Annotated in this window: 7 protein-coding genes; 2 read left to right on the top strand and 5 right to left on the bottom strand. The window is 75.0% G+C overall.

Features of this window, described 5'->3' with window-relative positions:
- Positions 1-518 (bottom strand): DUF6297 family protein (locus tag QZX64_RS08900; protein WP_295658485.1); only part of this gene is annotated, 518 nt, incomplete at its 3' end.
- Entirely contained in the window at positions 518-1,159 is a 642-nt protein-coding gene (locus QZX64_RS08895; protein ID WP_295658483.1) for an ABC transporter ATP-binding protein, read from the bottom strand. The genes QZX64_RS08895 and QZX64_RS08900, both read right to left, overlap by 1 nt.
- Positions 1,160-1,237: 78 nt before the next feature.
- Here QZX64_RS08895 and QZX64_RS08890 point away from each other — a divergent pair, with 78 nt between their 5' ends.
- Positions 1,238-2,812, top strand: a complete 1,575-nt coding sequence (locus QZX64_RS08890; protein WP_295658482.1) for an MFS transporter — start codon at positions 1,238-1,240, stop codon at positions 2,810-2,812.
- Entirely contained in the window at positions 2,809-4,197 is a 1,389-nt protein-coding gene (locus QZX64_RS08885; protein WP_295658480.1) for an NAD(P)/FAD-dependent oxidoreductase, read from the top strand. Before QZX64_RS08890 ends, QZX64_RS08885 begins: the two co-directional genes overlap by 4 nt.
- Before the next feature lie 125 nt (positions 4,198-4,322).
- Here the strand turns inward: QZX64_RS08885 and QZX64_RS08880 are convergent, their stop codons facing one another.
- From QZX64_RS08880 to QZX64_RS08870, 3 genes are all read right to left on the bottom strand, one after another.
- Positions 4,323-4,733, bottom strand: a complete 411-nt coding sequence (locus tag QZX64_RS08880) for a YkvA family protein (RefSeq protein WP_295658479.1) — start codon at positions 4,731-4,733, stop codon at positions 4,323-4,325.
- 273 nt (positions 4,734-5,006) lie between these two features.
- On the bottom strand, positions 5,007-5,822 hold the full coding sequence (locus QZX64_RS08875; protein WP_295658478.1) for an SDR family oxidoreductase: 816 nt from the start codon (positions 5,820-5,822) through the stop codon (positions 5,007-5,009).
- A gap of 59 nt (positions 5,823-5,881) precedes the next feature.
- The coding region (locus QZX64_RS08870) for a D-arabinono-1,4-lactone oxidase (protein WP_295658477.1) at positions 5,882-6,975 on the bottom strand (1,094 nt) is incomplete at its 5' end.

Here is a 6,975-nt window from a genome sequence, read left to right as displayed (position 1 = left end):
GCGGCCGCCGCTACCGCGACGAGGCCGACGCCCGCCACGCCCACCGACGCGGTGGCGAGTGCGACCACCGAGGGCGCGAGCCCGGTCAGGGCGGTCGCGGGCAGCGCGACGAGCACCGCCACCACCGCGGCCACGACCGAGACGAGCACCAGCCGCCGCCGCAGCAGCGCCGACCGGTCGACCGGCGTGCTCAGCAGCCATGCACCGGCGGCCGGGCTGGTGAAGAGGGGACCGAGGAGCCGGGCGAGCGCCAGCAGCGCGGCCAGGGTGGCCGTGACGGTCAGCCACGGCAGCACGGCCCGGGCGGCGACGCAGCCGGCCGCGACGCAGAGGTCGTCGGCCTCACGGCGGAATCCCACGACGACGTTGCCCACCATCGCCCCGAGCATCACCACGGCGAAGACGCCGACGTAGACGTCCTGCAGCACGTCGGTCAGGGTCGCCGTCGCCCGCCCGCGCCGCCACTCCCGGATGTCGGCGCGCAGGTCGCCGACCTCCGACCCGCTCCACGGGGCCATCAGCCGGTCCCGAGGTCGACGACGCGGTCGGCCACCGCCTCCACGAGCCTCGTGGAGTGGCTGGCGAACAGGACCGCCAGGCCCGCCCGCTTCTCCTCGACGAGCCGGCGCGCCAGCCAGCCGACCCCGTCGGCGTCGAGGCGGGCCTCGGGCTCGTCGAGGACGAGCAGCCGCCGCGGTCGCACGAAGGCGCTCGCCAGCGACAGCCGGCGCCGCTGGCCCGAGGACAGCGTCGCGGGGAGCTGGCCCGACTGCGGGATGAGGCGCAGGTCGTCGAGCACCCGGTCGACCACCTCGTCGGCGTCGTCGACGCGGTGGGCGCGAGCGAGCAGGTCGAGGTGCTCGACCACGCTGAGGTCGGGGAAGAAGTCGAGGTCGTCGAGCACCACCGCCACGTCGCGCCGCACCCGCGGCGTCCGCTCGTCGTACGGCGCCCCGTCGAGGTCGATGGTCCCGGCCGTGGGCTCGTCGGCACCGGTGATGCACCGCAGTGCGGTCGACTTGCCCGAGCCGTTGTCGCCGACCAGCGCGACCGCCGTACCGGCCGTCACGTCGAGGTCGAGGCCGGACAGCACCGCGACGCCGCCGTAGGTGCGTCCGAGCCCGCGCACGCGCAGCACCGGCTCCCCCGCAGAGTCCACGGGCAGCAGCCTGACAGGCCGACGCAGGTCTCCGGTGCCGGGGTGTCGGATTCCCGGGCGGCCGTTCGTGGAAGGGGTATGACTGCCACCTCCACCTCCACCTCCACCTCCACCTCCACCTCCACCTCCACCGACAGCGGCATCTCCACCGACGCGCGCCCCGACGGACGCCGGGCCTGGATCGGCCTGGCCGTCCTCGCCCTGCCCACCCTGCTGATCTCGATCGACGTGAGCGTGCTGTACGTCGCCCTGCCGTCGCTGAGCCGAGACCTCGGCGCCAGCGGGGTCGAGCAGCTGTGGATCCTCGACATCTACTCGTTCCTGCTCGCCGGGCTGCTCGTCACCATGGGCGGGCTGGCCGACCGGCTCGGCAGCCGCCGGATGCTGCTGGTGGGCGGCGCGGCGTTCGGCGTGCTGTCGGTGGTCGCGGCGTACTCGACGAGCCCGGAGATGCTCATCGCCGCCCGGGCGCTGCTCGGCGTGGCCGGCGCGACCCTGATGCCGGCGACGATGGCGCTGATCCGGCACCTGTTCCCCGAGCCGGAGCGGATGGCGGTCGCGATCAGCGTGTGGCTGGCCTGCTTCATGGGCGGCATGACCGCGGGGCCGATCGTCGGGGGCCTGCTGATGGAGCGGTTCTGGTGGGGCTCGGCGTTCCTCGTCGGCGTGCCGGTGATGGTCCTGCTGGTGGCGGTCGGCCCGCGGCTGCTCCCCGAGCAGCCCCGCGCCGCCGGCGGGAGGCTGCCCGACGCCGCCAGCGTCGTGCTGTCGCTGGCCACGCTGCTGCCGCTGGTCTACGGCCTCAAGGAGGTGGCCCGTGGGCACGCCGGCGTGGCCGCCGCGCTCGCGGTCGTCGTCGGCCTCGGTGCCGGTGCCGCCTTCTGCCGCCGCCAGCGCCGCCTGGCCGACCCGCTCGTGGACCTCGCGCTCTTCTCGGACCGCCGCTTCACCGTGGGCCTGACCACCTTCCTGCTCACCGGCGTGGTGATGGCGGGCGTCTCCTTCGCCTCCGCGCTCTACCTCCAGAACGTGCTCGGCCTCAGCCCGCTCCACGTCGGCCTGTGGCTGCTGCCGCAGAATCTCGTGATGCTGGCCGGCACCCTGCTGGCTCCCCGGCTCGACCAGCGCCTCGACACCGTGGGCCTCGTATGGGGCGGCCTGGTGGTCGCCGGTGCCGGGCTGCTGCTCATCGGGGTCGTCGACACCGACGCGCTGGGGCTGCAGGTCACCGCGATGGTGCTCGCCTCCGCCGGTGTGAGCGTGCCGATGTCGCTGGTGATGAACCTGATCATGGGTGCCGCACCCCCCGAGCGGGCCGGCTCGGCCGCCTCGCTGGCCGAGACGTGCGGCGAGCTGGGGATCGCCCTCGGCGTGGCCACGCTCGGCTCGCTGCTCACGCTGGTCTACCGCGGCGCGCTGCCCGGGCTGCTGCCCGGCGGCACCTCGGACGCCGCCGCGGAGGCGGCCGGCGAGGGCATCAGCCCGGCCTCGGCCGTCTCCTCCCCCGCCGTGCTCGACGCGGCCCGCGTCGCGTTCACCGAGGGGTTCAACGTCGTCGGCGTCGCCGGCGGGCTCACCCTGCTCGTCGCGGCCCTCGCCGCCCGCCGGGTGCTGGGCAGGCGGGCGCCGGTGGCCCTAGCCTCGGCTGCATGAGCGACAACGAGTACGACGTCATCGTCATCGGCGGCGGACCCCCGGGCGAGAACGCCGCGCAGTACGCCATCCAGGGCACCGACCGCACCGCCGCGATCGTGGAGGCGGAGCTGCTGGGCGGCGAGTGCTCCTACTGGGCCTGCATGCCGAGCAAGGCCATGCTCCGGCCGCTCGACCTGCTGGCGGGCGCGGCGAACGTCGGCGGGCTGACGGGCGTCCCGAGCGTCGACGTGAAGGGGCTGCTCGACCGGCGCGACTACTGGGTCTCCGGCTACTCCGACGAGGGCCAGGTGTCCTGGGCGGCGGATGCCGGGATCTCCGTGGTCCGCGGCCGCGGGCGGATCACCGGCGAGCGCACCGTCGAGGTCGACGGGCGCGTCCTCACCGCGCGGGAGGCGGTGGTCGTCGCGACCGGCAGCGTGGCCAACCTGCCCGCGCCGTACGCCGACCTCCAGCCCTGGACCTCGCGCGACGCCACCGGGGTCCGGGAGGTCCCCGACCACCTCGTCGTCGTCGGCGGCGGCGTCGTCGCCTGTGAGTCGGCGCGCTGGATGCGCGCGCTGGGCAGCGCGGTGACGATGCTCGTGCGCGGCCCGGGCCTCCTCGAGCCGTTCGAGCCGTTCGCCGGGGAGCTGGTGCTCGACTCGCTGCGCGCCGAGGGGATCGACGTGCGACTCTCGGCGTCCGTCTCGTCCGCGAGCCGCCCCGATGCGCAGGCGACCGGGACCGGCCGCGTCCACGGCGGGCCCGTGACGCTCACCCTCGACGACGGTGCGGAGCTGACCGCGAGCGAGGTGCTCGTGGCCGTCGGCCGGCGCCCGGCCACCGACGACATCGGCCTCGAGACGGTCGGGTTGAGCGGCGCGGACCTGCGGGGCGCCGTCTCCGGTGGCGTCCTGCCCGACTGGCTGCACACCGTCGGCGACGTCAACGGCGAGGCTCCGCTCACCCACTGGGGCAAGTACCAGGCCCGGATGGTCGGCCGGCGCATCGCCGCCCGGGCCGGGCACGGGCACGAGCCGGTGGTGCCGGGCTTCGTGCCGGTGCCCCAGGTCGTCTTCACCGACCCGCAGGTCGCCTCCGTGGGCCTCACCGCGCGCCAGGCCGAGGAGGCCGGCCGCTCCTTCTTCCTGCGCGACTCGCCGCTCAGCGCCGCGTCCGGTGCGTCGCTGCTCCGTGACGACCTCGTCGGGCAGGCCCGGCTCGTGGTCGACGACGACTCCGGCGTCCTCCTCGGTGCGACCTTCGTCGGCCCGGAGGTCGCCGACCTCGTCCACTCCGCCACCGTGGCGGTCGTCGGCCGGGTGCCGCTGGACGTGCTGCGCCACGCGGTCCCCAGCTACCCCACCTCGAGCGAGGTCTGGCTGCGCCTCCTGGAGTCGTGAGCCCCCGAGCCGTCAGTGCACGCCCGCCACCGCGGGCCGGCCGGAGAACCCCGGTCGGAACGGGTGCCGGACTCGGTCGTCGTGTCACTCATGCCGCCCACGGCGCCCCAGGTGGACCACTCCAGTCACCGGGGAGCACGACGTCGGCCCAGGAGCCGCACGAGCAGCGCCGGGTCGCCGGGCCACGCCTCCAGCAGGACGTCGCGCGGCACCGACCGGGCGGCGTACCGCAGCAGGAGGACGACCGCGACCACGTCGTCGAGGGGGCCGATGACGGGCAGGAACTCCGGCAGCAGGTCGAGAGGCGAGACCACCCACACGACGGCCAGCAGCATCGCCAGCCGCGCCCGGCGCGGCACGTCCGGGTGCCGGCGCAGCCGCCGCGCCGTGGTGAGGCACGCGGGCAGGAACTCGGCCACCTGCTTGAGCAGCCCGTCGGGGAGCCGGCTCGCCAGCAGCACCAGGACCAGGCAGCTCGCGACCCACAGCGCGGTCAGCACGCCGGTCACCAGCAGGGCGGAGCGCAGGTCGGGCACCGGTCCATTCTGCCGATGTGGTGGTTCGGGCGAGTCCGGAGCGGGGGCGGATGCGCGCCTGCCGCTACCCACACGTCAGGCTGCGTCTCGCCGCCGGCCTCGAGCTCGTCAGAGAGTCACGTCCCAGCTCGGCGATCCGGCGCTCGTGGTGGCGGCGCTCCCCCTCCGGTGTGAGACACGCTCACCCCGGTCGGCATGGGGCCGGTGGAGAGGTGGCCGACCTGCAGGTCACCGACCGTGGCTCCCGTGGTCGGCTCGCCGTCGCCGGCCACGTCACTCGCCGGAGCCCGGCTCGGCCATCCCGCGGTGCATCGCGGCCTTCACCTTGTCGGGCAGCACCTTGCTGGCGGCCTCCTGCACGCGCGTCGAGATCCCGCCGCCGACGACCCGGTCCTCGCCGGCCATCAGGCCCTTGAAGCCCTGCTCGGCGACCTGCGCGGCGTCGTCCTTCTCGGCCTGCCCGACCTTGGTGTCCATCAGCTCGGCCCGCTCGAAGAACTCGGTCTCCGTGGGGCCGGGCATCAGCGAGGTGAGCGTGACGTCGGAGTCCTTGAGCTCGTTCTGGAGTGCCTCGGTGAAGGACTGGAGGAACGACTTCGAGGCGTTGTAGATCGCCTGGAAGGACCCCGGCATCTCCGAGGCGATCGAGGAGGTGACCAGCACCCGGCCGCGGTTGGCCGCGACCATGTCCCGCAGCACCAGCTTGGCGAGGTGCACCGTGGAGAGCACGTTGAGCTCGATGATCTCGCGGTCGTCGTCCCAGTCGGTGTCGACGAACGCACCGCCCTGGCCGACGCCGGCGTTCAGCGCGATGGCGTCGAGCGGGCGGCCGTCGGCCCGGATCGCGTCGTACAGCTGGCCGACCCCGGTCGGCTCGCGCAGGTCCGCCCGGACGGCGACCACGTCGACCCCGCGGCGGCGCAGGTCGTCGGCGGCGGCGGTCAGCTCGGCGTCCTCGGCGTTGACCACCAGGTCGAAGCCGTGGTCGGCGAACTGCCTGGCCAGCTCCAGCCCGATGCCGCTGCTGGCGCCGGTGACGGCGGCCAGCGGTCGATTCACTCGCGTCGTGTCTGTGGTGGGTTCGCTCATGCCCTGCGGGTACCCGACCGGCCGGGGCGCATGCCACGCGCCAGGGTCGGGGGCGGTCGTCAGCCGCGGGCCCGGACCGGCGCGCCGAGCACGGTGTCGAGATGGTCGTTGGCGAGCACGCCGGCCGGGTCCAGCCGGTCCCGCAGCGCGACGAAGTCGTCGAAGCGCGGATAGCGCCCGCGCAGGTCGTCGGCGGTCAGTGAGTGCATCTTGCCCCAGTGCGGGCGTCCGCCGACCTGGGCGGCGAGGCGCTCGACGGTGCGGAAGTACGCCGCTTGGTCGGGGCTGCCGGGGGCGACGTGGACGGCGACGTAGCCGGTCTCGCGGCCCGAGGCCATCGACATCGGGATGTCGTCGGCGGCACCGGTGCGCACCTCGACGGGCACGGCGATGCGCCAGTCGCCGGCCTCGACGGCCGCCACGATCTCGCGCACCAGCGGGAGCAGCGCCTCGCGCGGGACGGCGTACTCCATCTCGACGAACCGGACCCGCCGCGGACTGACGAAGACGCGGTGGGACAGGTCGGTGAACTCGCGGGCGCCCAGGGCCGCGGCGGCGACCCTCGCCCCCGGGCGCACCAGCGCGGGCAGGCGGCGGCCGGCGGAGACCAGCGCACCGAAGACGGTGTTGGCGAGGAGCTCGTCGTCCCACCAGGCGCGGGCGCGCGGGAGCGGGTGGAGTCCGGCCTCGAGCGGCAGCCGCGTGTTGACCTTGACGATGGTCCCGCGGGTGTGGGGGAACCAGTAGAACTCCACGTGGTCGCGGGTGGCGGTCAGCTCGTCGAAGCGCGCGAGGGTCTCGTCGAGCGGCGCCGGGCGCTCCTGGGCGTGCACGGCGAAGGCCGGCACCGTCTGCAGGGTCACCGTGGAGACCACGCCGAGGGCGCCCAGGCCCACGCGGGCGTGCTCGAGGACGTCGGCGTTCTCGTCGGCCGAGCAGGTCAGCACCTCGCCGGCGGCCGTCACGAGCTCGAGGGCGTGCACCCGGGTGGCGAGCCCGCCGAAGGCCGAGCCGGTGCCGTGGGTGCCGGTGGAGATCGCGCCCGCGACGGTCTGCCGGTCGATGTCGCCGAGGTTGGCCAGGGCCAGCCCCGCCGCGTCCAGCAGCGCGTTGAGCCGGTGCAGCGGGAGCCCCGCCTCGACCGTGACGAGCC

The sequence above is a fragment of the uncultured Nocardioides sp. genome, from assembly GCF_902805925.1.
Classification (GTDB): domain Bacteria; phylum Actinomycetota; class Actinomycetes; order Propionibacteriales; family Nocardioidaceae; genus Nocardioides.
The sequence above is the reverse complement of the archived record's forward strand: the minus strand, read 5'-3'. Positions and strand labels throughout refer to the sequence as shown.

Coding starts and splice junctions, on each gene's coding strand:
- QZX64_RS08890 (WP_295658482.1), top strand. CDS start 1,238: ATGACTGCCACCTCCACCTCCACCTCCACCTCCACCTCCACCTCCACC.
- QZX64_RS08875 (WP_295658478.1), bottom strand. CDS start 5,822: ATGAGCGAACCCACCACAGACACGACGCGAGTGAATCGACCGCTGGCC.
- QZX64_RS08885 (WP_295658480.1), top strand. CDS start 2,809: ATGAGCGACAACGAGTACGACGTCATCGTCATCGGCGGCGGACCCCCG.